The organism is Ruoffia tabacinasalis (assembly GCF_042652985.1).
Taxonomy (GTDB): domain Bacteria; phylum Bacillota; class Bacilli; order Lactobacillales; family Aerococcaceae; genus Ruoffia; species Ruoffia tabacinasalis.
The window spans coordinates 71,710-92,851 of record NZ_JBHSHQ010000027.1 but is presented as its reverse complement, the minus strand read 5'-3'; the positions used below and the strand labels follow the sequence as shown (position 1 = coordinate 92,851).

Genomic DNA, 21,142 nt, shown 5'->3' with positions numbered 1-21,142 from the left:
ATGCGTCTAGACAAATTTTTGAAAGTATCTCGTTTAATTAAACGTAGAACTGTTGCTAAAGAAGTAGCAGACCAAGGCCGAATTACCATTAATGGTAACGTTGCTAAATCAAGTTCAGCAGTTGCAGTCGGGGACGAGTTAACGATTCGTTTCGGGAATCGACTCATGACCGTTGAAGTTAATGAATTGCAAGAATCAACTAAAAAAGAAGATGCTCAAAATATGTACAAAATCATTTCAGAAGAACGATTAGATCAGTAAAATTAAATCGAATCCGTTCACCGAATTTTATCAATTAGATTGGATATTTGAGGGAAATACTGTTATACTCGGATATGAATAAGGGGTGAAACGCGTGCAACAATCGAAAACAAATAATCATAGAAAAAATGAGAAAATTGTGTATCTTCCGAATCAACGGGGACAACATCGGAATGTTTCTGCTGACCCCGCTGAGGTAAACAACAAACCTAAAAAAGCGTTTAAAATGCAAACGTTAGGTGTTCTAGCAGTAGGTATTATCGGAGTAACACTAGCAACTGTCCCTCTCGTGCAAGCATATCTGGAATCAGATGCGTTAACACAAGAGTTAGCTACTGCAAAAGAACTGGAAAAGGAAGCAATGCAAGAGAATATTCAGGCTCAAGAAGAGTATAAACACATGCAAGATCCTGAATACCTCGCAGATGTTGCAAGACGTGACTATTATTATAGTAAACCAGGTGAAATTATTTTTGATTTTGAAGATTATCAAGAATAATCCCTTACTCATTACAATAGATAGAAAATCAAGGAGGAAATTGTAATTAATGTCAGTTGAAGTAGGTCAAAAAGTTTCAGGTAAAGTCACAGGTATAACAAACTTTGGTGCATTTGTTTCATTACCAGAAAATAAATCAGGACTCGTTCATATTAGTGAAGTTTCAGATGGATTTGTCAAAGATATTAATGATATCTTATCAGTAGGCGATGAAGTCACAGTTAAAGTTCTTAAAATCACCCCAGATGGAAAGATCAACTTGTCAATTCGTAAAGCGAATGAGCAAGAACAACCAGATCAAGCAGCTTCAAGACCTGCACCTTCACGCGATAAAAAACCGAGTGATCATAAAGGGCAAAGTCACAGCAATAAAGGGAGCTATAGCAAACCAAACCACAGTTCAAATAGCAGACCACAACAAAGTAGAAGCAATAACAGTAACAATAGTGGTGGGAATGACTTCGATTCATTAATGAACCAATTCCTAAAAGATAGTGAAGATAACTTATCATCTTTACGTCGTAATACTGAAGGTAAACGCGGTGGTCGTGGCGGCCGTCGTAACTAATCTACTTATTCAATCAAAAAGAGCGGACACCATTGCAATATGGTGCCCGCTCTTTTGCTGTATACAGATTCATGCGCGATATATGTGAGAGGAAGATTCAAATGACTTTTCAAATGAAAAGTATAAGGTACGCATGAATTGTTTATTTTGAATGTTCAATTTTCTTATGAGGTAATGTAATGATGACTTTCGTTCCATCACCAAGTTCACTTTGATATTCGATAGTTCCTTCGTGGTTGTCAATAATACGTTTAACAATCGCTAAACCAAGCCCATTACCTGAGCTAAAGCGACTACCGTCCACTTGGAAGAAACGCTCAAAAATAATATTTAACTTCTCTGAAGGAATACCAATCCCCGTATCTTCGATAATAATTTCAACCGAATCTTTTGAGTCTTTTAGATGCACGATGATTTGTCCATCCTGCTCACTGTATTTGATTGCATTATCTAATAGATTGATCCAAACTTGATTCAATAAATCTTCATTGGCATAGAGCACGGTTGAATCTAAGTCGATCGTCATCGTCAAGTTTTTCTCCTCCCATTGGTTGTGGAGGCTTAAAATACTTTCACGGATTTGTTCGTCTAAACGATAAGGTTTTCTTTCAATTGAAATAGACTGATTATCAAGTTTTGATAACTTTAATATATTATCGGATAAACCAGAAAGTTGTTTAGTTGCAACGATGATTCGATGCTGATAAGATTCCCGCTCACTTGCGGACAAATCAGGAGACTGTAAAAGCTGTGCATACCCTTGTATCGAAGATAAAGGGGTTTTGAACTCATGTGAGATTACGGATGTAAAGTCACTTTGTAAACGTTGAATACTACTTAATTCGTTGACCATTAAATTAAAAGAATGATACAATTCCGATACTTCAGCAATCCGTTCGTTTTCATCCAATTGCACTGAAAAGTCACTTTCTATCACTTTGGTCATCGCTTTCTTAAGTTTGATAATTGGATTTAAAATTTGGATCATAACAATTCCAGATATCACTAAACCAATTACACTACTAAAGATGATAGGGATGACCCAAGAAAGTTTAGGAGACCCCTCCAAACTTGGCAATAGGGCAAACTCTTCCAAAACTAAGATTATAATAATTAATACAGCAGCGAAAACAATCGTAAGTATTAAAGTTACAAATGAAAAGTAGATCCATAAGCGTGATTCAAGCCACTTTTTCATTGTGCTACATCTGCCTTATAGCCTAGTCCACGAATGGTTATAATCTTAAAGTCTTCATTATCAGAGAAGCGATCACGTAATCGTTTGATATGTACATCAATGGTACGTTCATCTGTTTGAGTATCTAATCCCCAAATTTGATCCATTAATTGTTGACGGGTAAAAATCTTATCCGGATAGGACAGCAGTTTTTGCAAGAGTAAAAACTCTTTTTGTGGCAGTGATGAAACATCGTCGCCAGTAGTAACTGAGAAGTTATCTTGGTTCAAAGTTGTGTCTCCAATAATTAAATGGCGACTGTTCGCTATCTTAGAACGGCGAAGTAAAGCTTCAACTCTCAGAACCATTTCTTTAACATCAATGGGTTTAACCATATAATCATCAACGCCGATTCTAAAGCCGAGTTTCTTATCTTCATAATCATCTTTGGCTGATATAACTAGAATAGGGACTTCGTCTCCGATTTGACGCATGGATTCCACAAATTCATAGCCATCCATTTCTGGCATCATAATATCCGTTATAATTAAATCAACATATTCTTTGTCTAAGTAATCCAGTGCCAGGACACCGTTACCAACTGTTTTAACGTCATAATCCGCATGTTCTAAGACGGATTGGAACATATTTGCTAATTCCAAATCATCTTCTATAATTAAAATTTTAGTCATTTGAATTCCTCCTATATATTAGGCTTAATCTAGCATGGATGTATTAACTATTTATGAAGCAATATGAATTAATACGAGTGCTTAAGAAAAAAGATTGATAATTTCAGAAATATGCTGAATCGTCGTTGGATGATTTGGATTGTCACGTCTGTGTGTAGGGAGTGTATAATGAATCGCATGCCATCCTGCTTGAGATGCACCTAGAATATCGTTAGTGTAATTATCACCGATATAAGCAAATTCATGGCTCAGGTAACCTAGCTCTTCTGCGACATGGTTAAATATTTCAATATCAGGTTTTGAACTATTTAATTCTTCTGAGATAAACCAACGATTTTCTGGAATCCATCAGTTGATTTGTAAGGTGTTTAATTTATTTCTTTGATCGATGGAAGGGCCATTTGTAAGAATGAATAAGTCATATCCAGCTGCTTGTAAATGCTCAAAGACATGAATGATTTCTGAATCTAGAGTTAAATGTTGACGGTAATATTCATTTAGTGCTTGGAATATCGTCGCTTGCTCAACACTCATTTCGCAATTGAAATATTTATAAGTAGAAAGGATTCGGTCAAGTTGATATTGCTCCTTAGCTTTTCCTTCACGAATAAATTTCTCATATTCAATATCGGAATGCACTTCAAAGATACGATAGAAAGTTTCAAACGATTGATGAATATGAATCACATTTTTCTGCATCGTTTCGAATGCAGCACGGTAAAAGTCACTTCTTTGATAAAGTGTATCATCTAAGTCCCAACCAATGGCTTTAATCTGTTTCATGATGTCTCCTTTGTAAATCTACCTTATAATATCAGGATTTATGTTTATGTAAGTATATGATAGCATGTTAATAGAGAGTTCCAAAAAAATTATGACGAAAGTTTAATACACTTAATGTATAGTTAATATATTTATTCTATACTTTATTTCTAATCGTGTTAAAATATACTTCGTTACTGAGAAAGCGAGGTGATGACGCATGAGTGATTTATTATATAACGTCAAACAATTATTGAATGAATGGCCCGAATGGTTTAAAAGTAAGCGTATCTTACTTGCCGTGTCAGGTGGCATAGATTCGATGGTATTATTGACAATCATGCTTCAAATAAATGAACAATTACCTAAAGAAGAAAGAAAAGAATTAATTGTTGCCCACTTTAATCATCGATTAAGAGAAGATAGTGATCAAGATGCCCAATTGGTAAAAGAGTATTCCCAAAAATATAAGTTAACTTACTTTATTAGTCATTGGGACAAACCAGCTTCAGTGAATGTTGAAGCAAGTGCGAGAGATGCGCGTTATCAATTTTTTGGGGATGTCATGGTTAAGACGAATAGCGATACGTTGATGACAGCACATCATTTGAATGATTTAGGTGAAACGGTATTAATGCGTTTAATCCGAGGAACTTCATTACGAGGTGTTCGCGGAATTCGCTCTAACTACCAACGTATATTAACTACTTCAACGAAATTTTCGAAGTCTGTTCGTGTCTTAAGACCTTTTAGTTCAACTAAAAAGGAAAAAATAAATGAATATGCCAAAGAACATCATATTCCTTTTAATGAAGATCAGACGAATACGGATATGACTTATATGCGTAATCGTATGAGATATAAGATGTTGCCTTTTTTTGAAGAGGAAAACCCGCAGTTTTTATCTAATTTACTTCTTCTGTCAGAACAGTTAGAAGCAAGTTATGATGCGCATTTTAATCAGTATTTACAGAAAGAACCCGAACTGTTGATGCAATTGTCACAGGGACGGTGGCTTTTATATGTACCTAAGTTTCTAGAATTATCTGATGATTTAATGCAGATATACTTAGCTATATTTTTGGAGGAAAGATTAATTCACCAAATTCAATCCTATAATAAAGCAGCTGTTAAGCAGTTAGAACAACTCATTAGACAAACAGATGCTCCAAATATGTTGATGAATATAGCGAATAACTGGGTAGCTTTAAGAGAGTATGATTATATTTGGATTCAACCTCAAGATTACGGCGTTGAAGAAGCTGAACAAAGTGAGATTAAGATTGAACAGTTTAATCACTGGTACGAATTGAATGAGCAAGAATTAGCAGGTGTGTTTGATATCGATGCGATTGCGACAGACTTAAAGAAAGATTTGTATGTTGAAATACCTTTATCTTTAACCGAAGAAAAACCAAGTATAACGTTGCGACATCGAAAGAATGGAGACACGTTAACTTTGCGTCGCCCAGATGGAACAAGTTATCATAAGAAAGTATCTCGAATCATGATCGATCAAAAAATCCCAAAATCAAAACGTGAAGATTATTGGGTCATTGAAAATCATGAAGGGACGATACTAGGAATGTTACCACCGATTAGTAAGGATAAAACTTACGTTAATTTGGAAGAAAAGCAAACTCATGTATTTATATATCAAAAAAGCGAGAATATTTCTTGATAATATGGTAACATTTACTTCATAACATCAATAAAATGACGCTTTCGCTTTTATTTAAACGTAAAAGAATGAGAATTGGCGTTAAGAATATATGATAATACAAAATAAAGGAGAAACTAAATGTTAGAACAAGACATAAAAGAAGTATTAGTAACCCGCGAGGAGATTCAAGAAGCTGTGAATCGCTTAGGTGAACAGTTAACGAAAGAATATAAAGACAAAGAGGTAGTAGTTGTTGGAATACTACGTGGGGCTTCAATTTTTATGGCAGATATTGTTCGAGCAATGGATGTCTATTTAGAGATTGATTTCATGGATGTATCTAGTTATGGTGATGCATTTGAATCTTCTGGAGAAGTAAAAATCATTAAAGATTTAGACACACATCTAGAAGGACGTCACGTTCTAGTCGTGGAAGACATTATCGACACAGGTCGTACATTGAAGTACTTAGTTGATTTATTCAAATACCGTAAAGCTGCATCTGTGCAAGTATGTACGTTATTAGATAAACCAGCGCGTCGTGTTGTGAAAGATATTATTCCAGATTACGTAGGCTTAGAAGTACCAGACGAATTCGTTGTTGGGTACGGTCTTGACTTTGAACAAAAATATCGTAACTTACCATACATTGGTGTACTAAAACCTGAGATTTATCAATAATTTTAAATTCAATGAAAAAGCAATATTGTAGTGTAAATCCGCTCAATTATGCTATTATAACTAAGATACATAATAATATGTATGCAAGGAGGAGATAGATAAATGAATAATCGAAATCCAAACCCGAATCGTAATTTCTTTCGGGGAACTTTACCCTACATCCTAATATTTTTAGCGATTATTGGTATGTTTCAAGTATTCTCAGGTAACCTAGGTTATGCTGGGCAAACTGAAGAGATATCATCGTCTGAATTTATGAGTGAATTAGAAAGTGGGAACATTGAAACTTTCGAAATTCAAATTGGATCTGGGGCTTATTCAGTTCGTGGGGAATACCGAACACCTAATGAAACTGTGGAGCAGGAAGAAGATAACTTTTTACAAGTTATTCAAGGATCTAACGAAGTTAGTTTATTTGAAACAACTATTTTAGGTAATGACGCAACGTTGAACATGGTGACGGATGTTGCTTTAGAAAATGATACTACAATTCAAACAATTCCGGAATCAAGTGCAGGATTATGGTTAAGTTTCTTACCATTCTTAATCTTATTAATCCCGACATTTTTCTTAATCTATTCAATGACTCAACAAGGTTCTGGCGGCGGAAAAGGCGTGATGAACTTTGGAAAGTCTAAATCAAAAGACGTTTCAAAACAAAAAGTCAAAGTACGCTTCTCTGATGTTGCAGGTGCAGAAGAAGAGAAACAAGAATTAGTTGAAGTGGTTGAATTCTTAAAAGATCCAGATCGCTTTACAAAGTTAGGTGCGCGTATACCAGCGGGTGTTCTTTTAGAAGGGCCTCCAGGTACTGGTAAAACGTTACTAGCTAAAGCTGTTGCGGGAGAAGCGGGCGTTCCATTCTACAGTATCTCAGGTTCTGAATTCGTTGAGATGTTTGTCGGTGTTGGGGCGAGTCGTGTAAGAGATTTATTCGAAAATGCTAAGAAAAATGCACCATCGATTATCTTCATTGATGAGATTGATGCCGTAGGTCGTCAACGTGGAGCTGGTATGGGTGGAGGACACGATGAACGTGAACAAACACTTAACCAATTACTTGTTGAGATGGATGGTTTCGAAGGTAATGAAGGTATTATCGTTATGGCTGCAACAAACCGTTCTGATGTTTTAGACCCAGCTTTACTGCGTCCGGGTCGTTTTGATAGACAAATTCTTGTTGGTAACCCTGATGTTAAAGGGCGTGAAGAAATCTTATTAGTTCACTCACGTAACAAGCAATTAGCCAATGATGTCGATTTAAAAGTGATTGCACAACAAACACCAGGTTTTTCTGGTGCGGATTTAGAAAACTTACTAAACGAAGCGGCTTTAATTGCGGCTCGTGTCGATCATACATCTATCCATGCGGAAGATATTGATGAAGCACATGACCGTGTAATTGCTGGACCAGCTAAAACAAACCGTGAAATGTCAGTGAAACAACGCGAAACGGTTGCTTATCACGAAGCAGGACATACAATTGTTGGTATGGTATTAAGTGATGCGCGTGTCGTTCATAAAGTAACGATTGTTCCTCGTGGACGTGCAGGTGGATATGCGATTATGCTTCCTAAAGAAGATCAATATATCATTACCGAGAAAGAATTATACGAACAAGTTGTTGGTTTATTAGGTGGACGTGCTGCTGAAGAGATTGTGTTTAATCACCAATCAACTGGGGCAAGTAATGACTTCCAACAAGCAACTCAAATTGTTCGTTCAATGATTACAGAATATGGTATGTCTGAAAAATTAGGAACTGTTCAATATGAGGGGAATCAAAAACCTTTTGCTGGCCGTCAATATGGTCAAAGCGTGACATATTCTGAACAAATTGCTTATGAAATCGACTCAGAAATTCGTCGTATTACAGACAAAGCTTTAACTGATGCACATAATATTATTAATGAACACCGTGAACAGTTAAATACTATAGCTGAAAAGTTATTAGAAATCGAAACATTAGATCAAAAAGCTATCAAATCTTTATTCGAAACAGGAGAAATGCCTGCGCCTGAAGATACAGATTCAAATGATAAATCTGAATTACCAGATGAACCTGACAGCTTCAAAGATGCGAAAGAAAAAGCAAAAGATGATGAAGATCATTCTGAAACTTATGATCGTGCAAAAGAAGAGACAACTTATGTTGAACCAGATGATTTAGCACCTTCAGACGATACAGAAGAAAGAAATTCTCACATTAATCAAGACAGAGATTTATAATTAGCGAAAGAAATCGATTATCCATTTTGGGTAGTCGGTTTTTTTGTTTTTTTAATTTTGAAATTTATATATTTGAAGATTGATATGAAAGGATTTCTAAAGGATTAAACTGTTAAATTTACGAGTTAAATACATATAAAAATTTATAATAAGCAATAAAACACTAGACAAATCGATTATCTTTAGTAGAATGAAGGTAACAAAAAATGATAGCGTTTACAAATTTAAAGTCTAAGGAGAATAAGACAATGAATTTGGATTGGATAAAAACGCGTGCGGTAGACACACCTGACAAGGTGGCTGTAATTGACCCTATTAAACAAACGGAATTTACTTATGAACAACTAAATCAACGTGCTGAAATGTTAGCACGACATTTAGTGGAGAATGAAGGAATTAAACGAGGAGACCGAATCGGTACCTTTGTCCCAAATGATATTGCCATTATTGATTTTCTGTTGGCTGCTATAAAAATTGGGGCTGTTTTTGTTCCGCTTAATTGGAGATTAAAGCCAATCGAAATTGGTAAAGTAGTTAAAGATGCTGGTTTAGAATATATCGTTTACGCAACTAACCATCTTGAACGACTCACCGAAGTTCCGCAAGAGTTTATTAAATATAATGTAGATGGACCAGAATATAATGAAATCGTGAATCTTGAGAATTATACACCTTTTGAAAGTGTTAATTTAGACTTACAAGACATCGCCATGTTAATTTATACGAGTGGATCAACGGGTAGACCGAAAGGTGTTATACACACGCATGAAAGTTACTTAAATAATGGCTTTAATCAAAACTTATCTTGGAATATGACGAGTGATTGGAAAACAATTGCGAGTGCGCCTATGTTCCATATCTTAGGTTTTATTGATATTGTCATTCCGATGTTAATGGTTGGAGGAACAATCGTATTAGAAAGATACTTCAATCATGAAACCATTAATGATTGGATCGTGAAGTATGAACCGACTGTTCTAGTTTTAATCCCAACGATGTACTATGCCATTGTCGCCCATCCGGAATTTAAACCTGAGAATGTTATGAATATTGAACTACTTGTTTCTGGGGGTTCACCTCCTTTACCAGCAGTTCAAAAAGTGTTCCAACAAATGGGTAAAATTATTATTAATGCCTATGGTTTAACTGAAGCACCATTATTAACCTTTAATAAATACGAATATGCAGTGAACAATCCACAATCAATTGGACAAGCGCTGATGTTTGTTGAAGCGAAAATTGTTAATGAAGATTTAGAAGAAGTTCCAGTGGGAGACATCGGAGAAATACTCGTTAAAGGTAAAAATGTCACACCAGGCTACTGGAAATTACCAGAAGAAAATGAAAAAGCCTTCCATGATGGCTTCTTTAGAACAGGAGACATGGGCTTTATTAATGAATTAGGTGAGATTACTATAGTTAACCGCCTGAAAGAATTAATTATTACAGGTGGAGAAAACGTGTTGCCATCAGAAGTCGAAGCGATTCTAAGTCAACATCCTCTAATTCGCTCGGCAATTGTCTTAGGATATGAACATCCTAAATTTGGTGAATCTGTATCTGCGGCTATCATGCTGAATAAAGAAGCCCTCGGTTCAGATAATTACAGAGAAGTCTTAGATGAATACTGCTTGAAAAACCTTGCAGGTTATAAAGTACCAAAACTATACTTAGAGATTGATGAAATTCCAGTAAACTCTGTTGGAAAGCCAGATCGTCTAGAACTAGGGAAGATGATGAATGACTATGCAAAATCAACAATAACTGATGAATTGAATATTTAAGGTTGAAGTCCCGGCTGAATAGTCGGGATTTTTTATGCTGTCTATTAAGTTTACATAATACACAATGATAAACTTCCGCTCAGGACAGCTGTTTACCCATGTAGTTCTTATGAAAGTTATTAGTTGTGCTAATAACTCAACCGTTTAAATGAGCAAAAATAATAATACGCCTCTTTATTAAGCATTCTAATGTATAAGATAAGGCTCCGTTATTTCACGAGGTCCAGTTAACAGCGTATTATATTAATTGTAAACGTTATCATTTTTGTGTAAGTAATACATGTTATTGAAAATTTTAGGAGGCAAATGAAAATGGACAACAGAAAAGAAGTATTAAAACAATTATTCCCTGAGGATATTTTAAACATTAGCGAAGGTTTAACAGATGGAGAAGTTGAGTTTTTAAGACAATTAGTGGAGCTGCTAGAAACAAAGTATCGTCCCGTAGTTAATCAAGCTTGGGTTGATGCAGAAGTGCCAAAAGGATTTTTTGAAGATATCGGTAAATTAGGATACTATACAAACCCTTTATTATTCGAAGGGCGAGAAGGTAAGAAACAAACGAGTCAATTATTCCAATTTTTCTTCGCCTTTACTATGTCGAGATTTGACGTATCATTAAATACTTTAATTGGAGTTCACTCGGGCTTAGGGTTTAATTCATTCTTATTTGGAGGTAGTCCAGAACAAGTTCAAAAATATGTCCCTAAATTAGCGAGTCATGAATTACGTACTTGCTTCGCTTTAACAGAACCTGATCATGGATCTGACGTTGCTTGGGGCTTAGATACGACAGCACGTCGTGAAGGTGACAAATGGATTCTTAATGGAGCTAAACGTTGGATTGGTGGCGCATCAGTCGCTGACTTGATTCCAGTTTATGCAAGAGACGAAGAAACAAACAAACCAAAATGCTTTATCGTCAAAGCAGGTCAAGAAGGATTAGACATTGACATTATTGAAAATAAAATTGCACTTCGTATTGTACCAAACGCAAATATTCACTTAAAAGATGTCGTAGTAGATGAAAGTGATCGCCTACAAAACATCAATAGTTTCAAAGATATTGCTAAAGTTCTTTACTCAACTCGTGCAGGCGTAGCTTTCATGGCAACAGGAGCGATGGCAGGAGCACTTCAAGCAACCCTTAAATATGTAACTGAACGTAAACAATTTGGAAAAGACATCTCAAATTACCAATTAGTTCAAGAGAAATTAGCGATGATGCAAGCAAACGTAACATCTGCCATGGCCCTTTGTTCACAAATTGCTCGCCAACAAGAGAATGGTGACTACAACGAAATCGTTACTTCAGTAGGTAAGATGATTAATGCTCTTCGCTTACGTGAGACTGTAGCAATGGGTCGAGGAATTTGTGGGGGGAACGGAATTGTTGTCGATTACGATATCGCAAGATTCTTCTCTGATGCAGAAGCTGTTTATACATATGAGGGTACACACGAAATTAATGCCTTAGTAATTGGACGAGCAATGACTGGACAATCAGCATTTAACTAATATTTATCAAGTGACAGTCATTTCCAAACAAATTTGGAAATGGCTGAGTCACTGTTAAAGTAAAACGATATATTTTGGAGGGAAATAACAATGACAATTAGAAAAGCAACCGTATTAGGTGCAGGTGTCATGGGAAGTCAAATTGCAGCCCTACTTGTAAATGCAGGGATTAAAGTGCAATTGTTAGACGTTGTAATTGACGAAGAAGATCGTAATAAACTATCTAAAGCGGGTTATGACAGAATTACAAACAAAAAGAAATCGATGTTATATGATTTGAATTTCGAAGGGAACTTAACTTATGGGAATTTTTCTGAGGATTTAGTTGAACCATCAGATTCAGATATTTTTATTGAAGCAGTTAAAGAAGATATTAAGATTAAGCACGATATTTGGACAAAGATTAAACAGGTCGCTAAAGAAGAAGCAATTCTAGCAACAAATACATCTGGAATCCCAATTGAAACAATTGCTAAAGTGTTTGAAAGCGGCGAACAAGAACGTTTCTTAGGGATGCATTTCTTCAATCCACCGCGTTATATGAAATTATTAGAAATTATTCCAACGAAGAATACATCTGAAGAAACGGTAGAAGTAGTTAAACAATTCTCAGAAGATGTCTTAGGAAAGGGTGTTGTGATTGCTAATGATGTCCCAGCCTTTATCGCCAATAGAACAGGAACACATGCGATGGCAGACATTATGTTCCGTGCAGAGCGTGACGGCTTATCAATTGTTGAAGTGGATGCTTTAACAGGGAAAGCAATTGGAAGACCTCGAACAGGAACATATGGTTTATCAGACTTAGTCGGAAATGATATTGCTGCCTTTGTTGTAGGCGGATTAATGAAAGATCCTAGTGAGCAACCTTACTTCAACAACTCATCGCTTTTACCAAAACTTTTAGAAAAAGGAGCTTTAGGTAATAAAGCAGGTTACGGATTCTACAAAAAAGAAGGGCGTAAACGCTTAGTATTAGATCCCGAAACTATGGAATACGTCGAGCCAGGCAAACCACAATTAGAAATATTATCTCAATTTGGACGTGACTTAAAAGAAAACTTAGATGTAATCTTTAAAGCAGAAGACAAAGCAGGTAAATTCTTATGGGAAACTTTGAGAAGCACATTTTTCTATGCGGCAAATAATGTTCCTAAAGCGGCAAAAGATTATAAAGACATTGATCGTGCAATGGTTTGGGGCTTTAACTGGAAAGTCGGACCTTTCCAACTGTGGGATTTAATGGGCTTTGACCGTGTGAAAGAAAGAATCCAAGCAGAAGTAGGGGAATTACCTGAATGGGTAGCAAATAGAACAGAAAGCTTCTATAAAGAAGGCGATGTTCTTGAGAATATTACGCCAATTGAAGAACGTGTAGAGAAAGAAATTTGGAAAGATGACAATACAACATTAAGTGTCATAAATACGGATCAATTACTATTCAAATTCCATACACCAAACAATACGATTGATGAAGGTCTAACAAAAGGGCTGATCAAAGCTGTAGACGAATTAGAGTCAGGTCATTATTCAGGAATGGTTATTTATTCAGATGGACCACATTTTTGTCCAGGAGCTAACTTGAATATGATGAAGAAAGCCATCGAACTCGAAGAAGTCGATACCTTACTAGGTAAAACATTAAGTGAGTTACATGAAGCAGTGAACCGTGTTCGCTACAGTAGTAAACCGATTGTGACAGCGGTTAGAGGACGCTCTTTAGGTGGTGGAGCTGAATTAATCTTAGCCTCTCCTTATGTTGTAGCAGCGGCAGAAAGCTATATCGGTTTAGTTGAAGTCGGTGTAGGACTTATTCCTGGTGGTGGCGGCCTAGCTGAATTAACAGAGCGTGTCATGACTCGTGACGAGCAAAAAGCAAGTAAGATGAAAACTTTAGGTGCCGTCATAACACGAGTCGCTTCTGGAGATGTTTCAATGAGTGCTTATGAAGCCCGTCGTAAATATTACTTAAGAGGTTCAGATGACATTATTATGAATGCGGATAAAGTTGTGGACGTAGCCATTGAGAAATTAACTTATTTAACTAAAGTAAATTACATTCAAAGAACAAAAGTTAACTTCCCAGCCTTAGGAACAAACTTTAAAGCAGTGGTCGAAGGGCAATTAGATTCAATGCGCCTAGGACACTTTATTAGTGATTATGACATGGAGTTAGGACTTGCGATTGCAGATGTAATGACAGGTGGAGAGCTCCCAGAAGGAACCTATGTTAATCAAGAATGGTTACAACATCTTGAGAAACAACATTTCCTAAAATTAAGTAAAAATCAAAAAACATTCGAACGAATTTCGCATATGTTACAAACGCGTAAACCGTTAAGAAATTAATACGGAAACTTGAAAGGAATGAATTAATTATGCAAGATGCTTATATCGTTGCTTATGGACGTTCGGCTATTGGAAAAGGAAAAGCGAATGGAGCCCTTGCCAACGACCGTCCAGATGATATTGCAGCTGAAGTATTAAAGGGTGTCATCGATCGTGTCGATGGTGACTTTGATCCAGCGCTTATCGAAGATGTGATTGTTGGTTGTGCCTTCCCAGAAGGGATTCAAGGAATGAATTTTGCTCGTACGATTGCATTAAGAGCAGGATTACCTTACTCTGTTGCAGGACAAACAGTGAACCGTTACTGCTCATCAGGATTACAAACGATTGCCATTGCTGCAAATGCCATTATGGCTGGTCAATCAGACGTGTTGGTAGCAGGTGGAGTTGAGTTCATGAGTTCTGTCCCAATGGGGGGCAATGAAGTAACAAACAATCCTACACTACAAGCAGAAGATTCAGGTGTTTCGTATCCAATGGGACTCACTGCTGAAAATGTCGCAACTAAATATAATGTCACTCGAAAAGATCAGGATGAATTTGGAGTGCAAAGTCATCAACGCGCACATGCTGCACAAACAGAAGGACGCTTTGATGATGAAATCATCCCCGTAACAACACAAAAAGTTGAATACACAAAAAATGGACCTCAAGTTAAAGAGGTTAAATTCGATAAAGATGAAGGGATTCGTCCAGAATCAACACCTGAAACTTTAGGGAAACTAAGAACGATCTTTAAAGCAGACGGCTCTGTCACTGCAGGAACATCATCGCAAGTAAGTGACGGCGCGAGTTTTGTTGTCATCATGTCAAGCGAAAAGGTAAAAGAATTAGGCGTGAAGCCAATCGCTCGCTTTGTTGGTTATAAAGCTGTAGGAGTTGATCCGAAATATATGGGGATCGGACCAGCCTATGCTATTCCAGAAGTTTTAGAATTAACAGGCTTAAAACTAGAAGATCTGGACTTAATCGAGTTAAACGAAGCCTTTGCATCTCAAGCGTTAGCTTCAATTCGTGAATTAGGAATAAACACAGATATTACAAACGTTAACGGAGGAGCAATTGCTTTAGGACATCCACTGGGTGCAACCGGAGCCGTGCTGACATCACGCTTATTAGCAGAGATGGGTAAACGTAAAGATTCGAAATACGGAATGGTATCAATGTGTATCGGAGCCGGTATGGGTGCTGCAGGTATTTTTGAATATATTCATTAGTACTAAACCTTAATCAATGAAAGTAAGGAGATAAGCAATGTATCAAACGATTCTATACACAATAGAGAACCAAGTAGCGACCGTTACAATTAATCGAGAAGAGTATGGAAATGCTTTTTCAGAAACGACGTATCAAGAAATTATTGATGTAATGGCAGATATCGATCAAAATCCAGAAGTAAAGGCAGTTATCTTAACAGGTGCAGGCAAGTATTTCTGTGCAGGAGGAGATGTTAAATACTTCCAACACCTCATTGATACCGGACAAGGAATACCAGAAGAGGGTGTCCTTAAAACAGGAGAAATGGTTCGAAGTATCCGACGAAATTCAAAACCCGTAATTGCAGCCATTAATGGAGTGGCTGCAGGAGCTGGCTTAGGACTCGCTTTATCATGTGATTTCATTGTGATGGGTACTCAGAGTCGCTTACTTACGGCGTTTATTAATATGGCTTTTCCAGGAGATACTGGTTTGATGTACAATTTACAACAAGCCTTAGGATCGTACCGAACAATGAAACATATTATGTTGAATGAACCGATTAATGCAGAATTGGCAGTCGAATATGGCCTCGCTTATAGTAAAGTCGCAGATGAAGATTTACTTGATGAAGCCCAAGCATTAGCTCAAAAGCTCGCACATGGACCGACTCAAACAATCGCTTACCAAAAAGCTTTATTGGCTAGTGTCTTATATCCTCAAATGGATGAGACAAATCGATTAGAAGCGAAGTATATGAGAGCAAGTTCCTTAAGTGGTGATCATTCTGAAGCGGTTGAAGCATTCTTAAGTAAAAGGCAACCAAAATTCAAAGGGAATTAATAATGCTGTGATACACTGTAAGCATAGCAATACTATCCAGTAATATTAAGAATTTGAGGTGCTTAGAATGATGGAAATTAGTCAAATGCAATATTTTGTAGAAATTGTTCAATCAGATTGTAACCTGACTGTCGCGGCTGAGAATTTATATGTTTCTCAGTCAGCGTTGAGTCAGTTTATAAAAAACTTTGAACATCAACAGGGAGTTTCTTTATTCAATCGAAAAAATGGACGAATCGTGAATGTATCTGATTCGGGAATGCATGTGTATCAATCCGCACTAAAAGTATTAAATCAATATAATGGCCTTGAGCATGTCATCGAAAGGGAATCTTTATTCCAAAAAGGGACGATTAAAATTGGGATTCACCCAACGTATTTACGTTTTTTCTTTAATAAGTTTATTCCTCGCTTTCTGATAGAGAATCCAAATGCACATATCGAAATTGTTGAAGCAGGTACGAATGAGTTACAACAAATGCTAGAAGATAATGTGATTCATATCGCAGTTCTAGCTCCACCGAAAGATTTTGATACGTCTAATTATGAAGTACATCCCTTAGTTCGAACTGAAGTGGTCGCCTTTATGGGACCAGATCATCCACTCGTTACAAAACGTTTACTAAAATGGAACCACTTAGACAGCTATCATTATGTAACCTATAACAAAAAAGATGCCGTCTATTATTTTGTAGAAGACAAATTAAAAGAAAATAACAGTACAGCAAAGCAATTATTTACCTCAAGTTCTTGGGATTATATGATAGAAACAGTGATCTACAACGAATTAATCGCTCTTTTACCGACAGTTTACTTTAGTATGTTTATTTCAAGACTAAACCAAATGGGTGTAGTAGAAAAGCGTTTTGAGGATCCAATTCCGTATATCCCGACATTAATGCGAGAGAAGAAGAAGCATTATTCTAAAGTGGAAGATTTTGTTTTTCAATCTATATATAATAATTTCCATTTTGAAAATGATTCATTAAAATACGATTTTTTATTAGATGATTAGATATGAGCTAGGAACGGGTAACAAAACTTAACAGGAAATAGTTTGTTATTTGTTTGAAATCATCGCTCTATCATCATCGAAAAATGAAGGAGAGATGATTCGATGCAAACAAGAGTCACTGAACTATTAAATATTAAGTACCCAATTATTCAAGGAGCCATGCAATATATGTCGCTAGCGGAGTTAGCTTCAGCGGTATCTAATGCAGGGGGATTAGGGATTGTTCCAGCGATGGCTTTTCCAGATGTTGATGCCTTGCGAGAAGAAATTCGAAAAGTGCGCAGTTTAACTGATAAGCCTTTTGCCTTTAATATTTCTTTAGTGCCAGAAGTTGTGATGCCAGCGGTAATTAATGATTATATTCAAGTGTTAATTGAAGAAAAGGTACCGGTTGTTGAAACTTCAGGACAAAGACCGGACAAATTCATTCAACCACTGAAAGATGCAGGTATTATTGTCATTCATAAAGTAACGTCAATTCGACACGCTTTAGCGGCTCAATCTGATGGTGCGGATATTATTACAATGGTCGGAGCAGAAGGTGGTGGGCATCCGGGCTTAGATCAAGTCAGTGGTCAAATCCTTTGGGCAAAAGCAGCTGAAGAATTGGATGTACCTGTTCTTGCAGCGGGAGGGATTGTTGATGGTAAGAGTATGTATGCTGCCATGGCATTAGGAGTGGACGGTGTGTTAATGTCTACTCGGTTCCTAGCGACGCCTGAAGTGAATGCATCTGATGCTTATCGCCAAGCCTTATTATCTGTTCCAGAGTATGGGACGGTCTTAACAATGAAGTCACTTCGCAATGCGATGCGTGTCGCTAATAATAAGATGGCTCAAGATATTCTTAAAGCAGAAGCGAATGGAGCGACTTTAGAAGAGTTGATGCCATTAATTTCAGGTAGACGCTCCTATGAAGCGATGAAAAATGGAGATATCGATGGTTCACAATTAAGTATGGGACAAGGGATTGGTCGAATCCATGAGATAAAATCGGTATCAGATATCTTCACTGAAATGCTCGAAGACTTTAATCAAGTGCACACACGAATGACACAATTAAATTCAAATTAAGCGAATTAAAGGTCAACTAAATAAAAATTCATTGAGTAGACTGAGTGGCAAACACTGAGTCTACTTTTTTATCAACAATATAAGAGGTGTATAGATGGATACAAAAGAAATCTCAGTAAAAGATGTGATGCAATATGTTCCAGATCAGGCTCAGATTGCGACAACGACCTATGGTTTAGGAGGTATGCCAGAAGAGTTATTAAAAGAACTAGGCGCCTACTACAAAGAAAATCAACACCCAAAAGACGTTACTTTAATAGCTGTGGCAGGAATGAGTCGCGGTGAAGGAACGGGGATGGATTACTTACTTGAACCCGGTTTACTAAAACGTTTTATCGGAACTCATATGAGTGGAGCGCCCTTATCAGCAAAAGCCGCTCTCGCAAATCAGTATGAATTATATATGATTCCACAAGGAGTGATTGGTAAACTCTACCGAGATGCTGCAGCCAAAGGACCGGGTGTGTGGAGTAAAGTAGGTATTGGAACCTTTGTAGACCCTCGCCAAGATGGGGGACGCATTAATGATCGTGCAAAAGCAGCCGGAGAATTGGTAGAAGTTACGGAAGTGAATGGGGAGGAATGGTTGTATTTTAAACCTTTACCCATCAATGTGACTTTTATTAAAGCGACTTATGCAGATCCAAAAGGGAACTTAGCCTTTACTCATGAACCCTTGAAACTCGAAGCACTGACGCTTGCGATGGCAGCGAAGAACGCAGGTGGAATTGTCATTGCTCAAGTTGAAGACGTCGTTTCTGCCAACACACTAACAGCTAAAGAAGTTGATGTACCAGGTGTACTCGTTGATTATGTTGTAAAAGCTAAACCAGAATACCATCAACAAACCTTTATGACCCAGTATAGTCCGCTCTTATCCAATGAAATTAGAACACCAAAAGTGAAGAGTCGGAAGTTACCCCTCGATAACAAAACAGTCATCGCAAGACGGGCGGTGCGAGAGTTAAAGCCAAACAGTTTTATCAATATTGGCGTTGGAATGGCAGATAAAGTGTCACGGTTAATTAATGAGGCCAATCTATTAGAACAGTTCACTCTGAACACAGACTTAGGTGCAATCGGTGGAATGACAGCCTCAGATTATAATTATGGTACGAACTATAATGCAGATGCGATTATCAATACATTAGATATGTTTGATTATTATCACGGGGGCGGCGTAGATACAACTGTGTTGGGCTTTGGTCAGATGGATGTTAATGGGAATATGAATACTACACAAATTGGAGATATGCTCATTGGTCCAGGTGGTATGATCGATATTTCAGCAAGTGCTTCAAAAATAATCTTTATTGGAACCTTTACTGTTAAAGGGGAAACTAGCGTAGAGAATGGGCAACTCGTCATTAATCACGCAGGTGTCGATAAGAAGTTTAAATCTGCCTTGTCGCATATTACATTCTCAAGTAAAGAAGCCATTGCTAATGGCAAAGAAATCATCATTGTAACGGACAGAGCTGTATTTGAAATTAATAAAAATTCAAAACTTGTGCTAACAGAAATTGCTCAAGGATTAGACTTAGAAAAAGATATCTTAGATTGGATGGAGTTTGAACCACTGATTTCAGACAAACTGAAAGAGATTGACTCAAGTTACTACAGTGAATCATGGAATTTAAGAGACTATATAAAAAATTAAATAAAACAAAGCTCTTACAGGTGAAAACTTGGAGAGCTTTTTTATATTCTGTGTGTATTTTCACTGACTTGGTGGTAAGATATGTGAAAGTGAGAAAAGACCTTTTGATGATGATTTCACTAAAGAATGTGTGTTATTATATGTTAGTTGAAAATAAAAAGGTAATACATTACAATGCAACATGGAATTTTCATGGAGGAATGAACATATGACTGATAAATTATTACGTGCGCTTGCCTTTGATGGGCAAGTTAAAGTGTATGTGATTGATGCGAAAAATACAGTTGAAGAAGCAAGAAGACGTCACGATACTTGGCGCACTGCGACAGCTGCATTAGGGAGAACTTTAATTGGAACAGCCTTACTCGCTGCGAATTTAAAAGGGAATGACCAAATAACTGCAGATATCACAGGGGAAGGACCTTTAGGTCGAATTCTAGCGACAAGTGATGCAAAAATGAACTTAAGAGGTTTTGTAAATAACCCACAAGTTGCCTTAGATTCAAATGAAGAAGGCAAAATTGATGTCAAAGGTGCCGTAGGCTTACCTGGTTTTTTAAAAGTAAGTAAACAAATTGAAAACTACGAACCTTACATAGGACAAGTGCCATTAATCAGTGGAGAGCTTGCAGAAGACTTCACCTATTATATGGCAGTATCAGAACAAACACCTTCATCTATTGGACTAAGTGTTCTAGTTGATAAAGGCGATATTGTTGCACAAGCCGGTGGCTTTATGATTCAAGTCATGCCAGGGGCAACTGAAGAAACCATCTCTGCTTTAGAAGATAAAATTAATAACTTAGGTCGTGTATCTGATTTATTAAACAGTGGTCTAACAGTAGAACAACTATTAGATAGATTAGTTGGCGAAGGTAATTCTAAAATCTTAGATTATTTAGATGTCCGTTTTAACTGTCATTGTTCGAAGGAACGTTTCTCTGATGGAATCAAATTATTAGGCAAAGACGATATTCAAGCAATGATTGACGAAGATCATGGAGCAGAAGTAGTCTGTCATTACTGTAATGAAGCCTATCAGTTTAGTGAAGAGGAATTGACTGCATTAGTAGAAGAAGCCTAATATAGATAATAAAGACAAGCATTGTATTTGTTTGTTAGATGTGCTTTAATTTTTAAGAGAAGTAATAAAGTAAATGAGGAGTGAAT

The 21,142-nt window shown here is 36.9% G+C and carries 17 protein-coding genes and 1 pseudogene; 15 read left to right on the top strand and 3 right to left on the bottom strand.

All coding sequences use genetic code 11. From position 1 onward, the window contains the following. From ACFO5Y_RS04135 to ACFO5Y_RS04125, 3 genes are all read left to right on the top strand, one after another. Positions 1-261, top strand: a complete 261-nt coding sequence (locus tag ACFO5Y_RS04135) for an RNA-binding S4 domain-containing protein (protein ID WP_197103666.1) — start codon at positions 1-3, stop codon at positions 259-261. A gap of 94 nt (positions 262-355) precedes the next feature. Further along, positions 356-760 (top strand): FtsB family cell division protein, encoded by a 405-nt coding sequence (locus tag ACFO5Y_RS04130; protein WP_197103664.1) that lies wholly within the window; start codon positions 356-358, stop codon positions 758-760. Positions 761-809: 49 nt separating this feature from the next. Next, positions 810-1,328 (top strand): S1 domain-containing RNA-binding protein, encoded by a 519-nt coding sequence (locus ACFO5Y_RS04125; protein WP_197103662.1) that lies wholly within the window; start codon positions 810-812, stop codon positions 1,326-1,328. 142 nt (positions 1,329-1,470) lie between these two features. Here the strand turns inward: ACFO5Y_RS04125 and ACFO5Y_RS04120 are convergent, their stop codons facing one another. The 3 genes and pseudogenes from ACFO5Y_RS04120 to ACFO5Y_RS04110 all read right to left on the bottom strand — a co-directional run bounded on the left by ACFO5Y_RS04120 (position 1,471) and on the right by ACFO5Y_RS04110 (position 3,980). Then, positions 1,471-2,526: a sensor histidine kinase gene (locus ACFO5Y_RS04120; RefSeq protein WP_197103660.1), complete on the bottom strand. Its 1,056-nt coding sequence runs from the start codon at positions 2,524-2,526 to the stop codon at positions 1,471-1,473. Beyond that, positions 2,523-3,197, bottom strand: coding sequence for a response regulator transcription factor (locus tag ACFO5Y_RS04115; protein ID WP_197103658.1), 675 nt, complete (start codon positions 3,195-3,197; stop codon positions 2,523-2,525). The genes ACFO5Y_RS04120 and ACFO5Y_RS04115 overlap by 4 nt, the downstream gene beginning before the upstream one ends. 81 nt (positions 3,198-3,278) lie before the next feature. Further along, positions 3,279-3,980, bottom strand: a pseudogene (locus ACFO5Y_RS04110) (HAD family hydrolase). Positions 3,981-4,179: 199 nt separating this feature from the next. Here ACFO5Y_RS04110 and tilS point away from each other — a divergent pair. From tilS to hslO, 12 genes are all read left to right on the top strand, one after another. Then, positions 4,180-5,640 (top strand): tRNA lysidine(34) synthetase TilS, encoded by a 1,461-nt coding sequence (gene tilS / locus ACFO5Y_RS04105; RefSeq protein ID WP_197103654.1) that lies wholly within the window; start codon positions 4,180-4,182, stop codon positions 5,638-5,640. A gap of 120 nt (positions 5,641-5,760) precedes the next feature. After that, positions 5,761-6,303: a hypoxanthine phosphoribosyltransferase gene (gene hpt, locus ACFO5Y_RS04100; protein ID WP_197103646.1), complete on the top strand. Its 543-nt coding sequence runs from the start codon at positions 5,761-5,763 to the stop codon at positions 6,301-6,303. A gap of 102 nt (positions 6,304-6,405) precedes the next feature. Beyond that, positions 6,406-8,532, top strand: a complete 2,127-nt coding sequence (gene ftsH, locus ACFO5Y_RS04095) for an ATP-dependent zinc metalloprotease FtsH (protein ID WP_197103644.1) — start codon at positions 6,406-6,408, stop codon at positions 8,530-8,532. Positions 8,533-8,780: 248 nt separating this feature from the next. Beyond that, the gene (gene fadD / locus ACFO5Y_RS04090; protein ID WP_197103642.1) at positions 8,781-10,316 is read left to right on the top strand and encodes a long-chain-fatty-acid--CoA ligase FadD; all 1,536 of its coding nucleotides are present in this window, start codon (positions 8,781-8,783) and stop codon (positions 10,314-10,316) included. Between the two features lie 312 nt (positions 10,317-10,628). Then, positions 10,629-11,834: an acyl-CoA dehydrogenase FadE gene (gene fadE, locus ACFO5Y_RS04085; RefSeq protein WP_197103640.1), complete on the top strand. Its 1,206-nt coding sequence runs from the start codon at positions 10,629-10,631 to the stop codon at positions 11,832-11,834. A gap of 90 nt (positions 11,835-11,924) precedes the next feature. Further along, a complete protein-coding gene (gene fadB, locus ACFO5Y_RS04080; RefSeq protein WP_197103638.1) occupies positions 11,925-14,183 on the top strand; it encodes a 3-hydroxyacyl-CoA dehydrogenase/crotonase FadB in 2,259 nt (752 codons plus the stop codon). Between the two features lie 29 nt (positions 14,184-14,212). After that, positions 14,213-15,400 carry a thiolase family protein gene (locus ACFO5Y_RS04075; RefSeq protein WP_197103636.1) on the top strand — a complete coding sequence of 396 codons (1,188 nt, stop codon included), beginning with the start codon at positions 14,213-14,215 and terminating at the stop codon, positions 15,398-15,400. Positions 15,401-15,437: 37 nt separating this feature from the next. Continuing rightward, positions 15,438-16,223 (top strand): enoyl-CoA hydratase/isomerase family protein, encoded by a 786-nt coding sequence (locus ACFO5Y_RS04070; protein WP_197103634.1) that lies wholly within the window; start codon positions 15,438-15,440, stop codon positions 16,221-16,223. A 67-nt stretch (positions 16,224-16,290) separates the two neighbouring features. After that, the gene (locus ACFO5Y_RS04065) at positions 16,291-17,238 is read left to right on the top strand and encodes a LysR family transcriptional regulator (RefSeq protein WP_209494281.1); all 948 of its coding nucleotides are present in this window, start codon (positions 16,291-16,293) and stop codon (positions 17,236-17,238) included. A 102-nt stretch (positions 17,239-17,340) separates the two neighbouring features. After that, on the top strand, positions 17,341-18,312 hold the full coding sequence (locus ACFO5Y_RS04060) for an NAD(P)H-dependent flavin oxidoreductase (protein ID WP_197103628.1): 972 nt from the start codon (positions 17,341-17,343) through the stop codon (positions 18,310-18,312). 94 nt (positions 18,313-18,406) lie between these two features. After that, positions 18,407-19,972: an acyl CoA:acetate/3-ketoacid CoA transferase gene (locus ACFO5Y_RS04055; RefSeq protein ID WP_197103626.1), complete on the top strand. Its 1,566-nt coding sequence runs from the start codon at positions 18,407-18,409 to the stop codon at positions 19,970-19,972. A 208-nt stretch (positions 19,973-20,180) separates the two neighbouring features. Continuing rightward, positions 20,181-21,056: an Hsp33 family molecular chaperone HslO gene (gene hslO / locus ACFO5Y_RS04050; RefSeq protein WP_197103624.1), complete on the top strand. Its 876-nt coding sequence runs from the start codon at positions 20,181-20,183 to the stop codon at positions 21,054-21,056. Positions 21,057-21,142 lie beyond the last annotated feature (86 nt).